Here is a 3,182-nt window from a genome sequence, read left to right on the forward strand (position 1 = left end):
GCCGGAGAATAAATCTTTTTCCTCTTCACTCTTCCCTCTTCCCTCTTCCCTCTTCCCTCTTCCCTCTTCCCTATCCCCTATCCCCTATCCCCTAATCCCTAGCCCCTCCAATGACTTTTGTTTCAGCCTTATACGGAATATTCTTGCTGAGTGTCCTGGCAATTTACTGGCTCGTTCAAAACCAGGGATTGCGATTGTGGGTACTTTTGATTGCTAGTTTGGCTTTTTATGCCACTTTGCAAATCCAGTACATTCCCTTGCTTTTTGTCGTTATTCTGATTAACTTTCGTCTGGGAATTGCTTTAGGAGAACGTGCTGTACCCAGACTGAATCCTTCGGATTGGCATCTGTCTAATGAAGAGTGGAAATATATAGAACAGGACTGGGATAAACGACGCCAGAAAATCTTGCGATTCGGGATCGTCCTGAATGTTTTGTTACTTCTAGGGTTTAAGTATGTGCCCTTTTTCTTGAATACGGTTGGGGCGCTGTTGAATTTGCCAGTTATTCAAGAGCAGGCTAGCTGGGTGACGCTTCATTTAATTGCACCCTTGGGAATCTCGTTTTTCTGTTTTGAGTGCATCGCCTATTTAATAGATGTTTATCGCGGTGCGCCCGCTACTAAGGAGTTTCTCAAGTTTGCGGCTTACAAATTTTTCTTTGCCAAACTTATTTCAGGGCCGATTACTCGCTATCATCACTTGGCGGCGCAACTGAATACAGTGCGATTTCCCAGCAGCGATCGCATCGTAGAAGGATTGTGGCTGATTGCCTGCGGTGCCTTTAAAAAAGCTCTTTTGGCCGATAATCTGGGCATTTTCGTCAAACTTTGTTTTGACAACTTGCAGCGTACAGGTAGCGGTGATTTGTGGTTAGCTATCCTCGCCTACGGGCTTCAGCTATATCTGGATTTTAGCGGCTATGTTGATATTGCGATCGGCAGCGCTATCCTGCTGGGATTAAATCTACCCCAAAACTTTGATTTCCCCTATTTCTCTACCAGCATTGCCGATTTCTGGCGGCGCTGGCATATGACTTTGGGAGATTGGCTGCGTAATTATTTATACTTTCCCTTGGGCGGCTCGCGGCAAGGTTTGGTACGCACCTGCCTGAACTTGTCGATCGTGATGCTAGTCGCCGGGATTTGGCATGGTGCTGCGTGGGGATTTATTGTCTGGGGGGGTTTGCACGGTTTGGCTTTGGTAGTTCACCGACTCGCAGAAGCCCTATCCCATCGTTTCTCTGCATTGAAGGATTGGTGGCAAAGTATACCGGGTACGCTTGTGGCGTGGCTGCTGACTCAATTGATGGTGTTCGCATCCTGGATATTTTTCCGTCTGCCCAACTTGAAAGATGCGGCTTGGGTAATTCAGCACCTGTGGGGACATAAAGCCGATGTTCAATTTGCACAGAAGGTTTACGTGGAAGCACTGGGATTGGAACCGTTCCAACTGGTGATGCTGCTTTGGGGAATAGTTGCATTTATGGCGATCGGATTTGCCTTGCATCGCAATATGAAGCTACAACTGAATTGGCCGATCAAAATTTTCTTGGTGCCATTAAGCCTCTACGCCGTTTGGCAGCTGGCTCCCAAAGAAGGTTTGCCCTACATCTACTTCGATTTCTAGGCAAAGGGAGAGGGAAGAGGGAGAGGGGGAGAGCGGGAGAACGACATAAAGGTCGAAAATGTGCATATAAATTCCCCCACTCCCCCACTCCCCCACTCCCCTACTTCCCTAGCCTCTAGCCCCTAGCCCCTAGTCCCTAGCTATATGGTTTACACACGCCCTTTGGCTCGTTTGATCGAGCAATTGCAACGTTTGCCCGGAGTTGGCCCTAAGACAGCGCAGCGGTTGGCCTTACATATTCTGAAGCGATCGGAAGATGAAGTACAAGCACTTGCCCAAGCTTTGATTGAGGCTAAAAAACAAGTTGGTTTGTGTCAAGAGTGTTTTCACTTATCTGCTGAGCCGATTTGCGAAATTTGTCGCAATCAAAATCGCGATCGCACTACCATTTGTGTAGTAGCTGATTCGCGGGATGTGATTGCTTTGGAAAAAACGCGGGAATACAAAGGTAAATATCACGTTCTCGGCGGAGTAATTTCGCCAATGGATGGAATTGGCCCGGAACAACTGAATGTTTCGCCTTTGCTACGAAGAGTCGATCGAGAAAAAACTAAAGAAGTAATTTTAGCAATCACTCCCAGTATAGAAGGAGAAACAACAACGCTTTATATCGGCGGGTTGTTGAAACCTTTGACAAAAGTAACTCGCATTGCTTTTGGTTTGCCAGTTGGCGGCGAATTAGAATATGCAGATGAAGTGACTTTGGCGCGTGCTTTGGAAGGCAGAAGAGAGATCTAATCAATTAAAAATAGAGAAGCGGTTAGATAAAATATGACATGAGAGAATTAGAAACACAGTTAATTTCTTCGACTCCCGTTCGAGAAGTTCAGGCAATACAAATATTAAGGCTTTCCCGTTTTTTATGGTGATAATAAAAAGTTATCGTATCGTAGAGTGGGTTAGGCAGGGGCGATAACTTCAGCACTTTCAACCAATAATTAACTCTCCGTGCTGTCACCCACCATCACACATCTGTAATGATGCACATCCTGATAAAATTTAAAACGCCATCCGAGTACAAGAGGAAGCCTGAATTGGCACGTTTCTGTACAGATGAACAATTCGCCTTATGGTAAATTCATAAAATAGAAAGAACCATCTTCATCGATTAAGAGAAGTGTATCTTCCGAGTCTATTTCCACGGTAGCACCCCAAATCGCTTGCCTAGTAATCGCGTCAGTTATATTGTTGAGGTTAGGAACTAGATCGGAAATTTCCTGTACTGCCCGACTTTGCCTGGAATCCATATACTACCTTGAACATACTAAGCTTTTATTCCTTTCTACGCACTAGCTAAATAAAAATCCGGAGCTTTTTACAAAAATTTACTTATTAACCTAAGTATTTAGCGTTGCTTTATCCGTGTTCGGCTACGGATCTCTACTGATGCGATCGCGTTTAGTTACGCAATTTTACTTAGGGCTGGCTTTTTCTGGGCGATCGCACCACTTGGTTGCTAGGCTGGTTATAAAAGAGATTTTTATCTCAATGTCAATTCTCTTAGGTATGGCGATCTGAGTACGGGAGAGGCAGTAAGTTAGACATGATTTCTGA

The 3,182-nt window shown here is 45.1% G+C and carries 3 protein-coding genes; 2 read left to right on the plus strand and 1 reads right to left on the minus strand.

Going from position 1 to position 3,182, the window contains the following annotated elements; translation table 11 throughout:
• Positions 1-110 precede the first annotated feature (110 nt).
• Both H6S82_RS25785 and recR read left to right on the plus strand, forming a co-directional pair.
• Positions 111-1,628: an MBOAT family protein gene (locus tag H6S82_RS25785; protein ID WP_190461596.1), complete on the plus strand. Its 1,518-nt coding sequence runs from the start codon at positions 111-113 to the stop codon at positions 1,626-1,628.
• A gap of 144 nt (positions 1,629-1,772) precedes the next feature.
• The gene (gene recR, locus H6S82_RS25790; protein ID WP_190461594.1) at positions 1,773-2,366 is read left to right on the plus strand and encodes a recombination mediator RecR; all 594 of its coding nucleotides are present in this window, start codon (positions 1,773-1,775) and stop codon (positions 2,364-2,366) included.
• Between the two features lie 329 nt (positions 2,367-2,695).
• Here recR and H6S82_RS25795 read toward each other — a convergent pair whose 3' ends face one another.
• On the minus strand, positions 2,696-2,875 hold the full coding sequence (locus H6S82_RS25795; protein WP_190461592.1) for a hypothetical protein: 180 nt from the start codon (positions 2,873-2,875) through the stop codon (positions 2,696-2,698).
• Positions 2,876-3,182 lie beyond the last annotated feature (307 nt).

Source organism: Planktothrix sp. FACHB-1355 (assembly GCF_014748295.1).
Lineage (GTDB): Bacteria > Cyanobacteriota > Cyanobacteriia > Cyanobacteriales > Aerosakkonemataceae > Aerosakkonema > Aerosakkonema funiforme_A.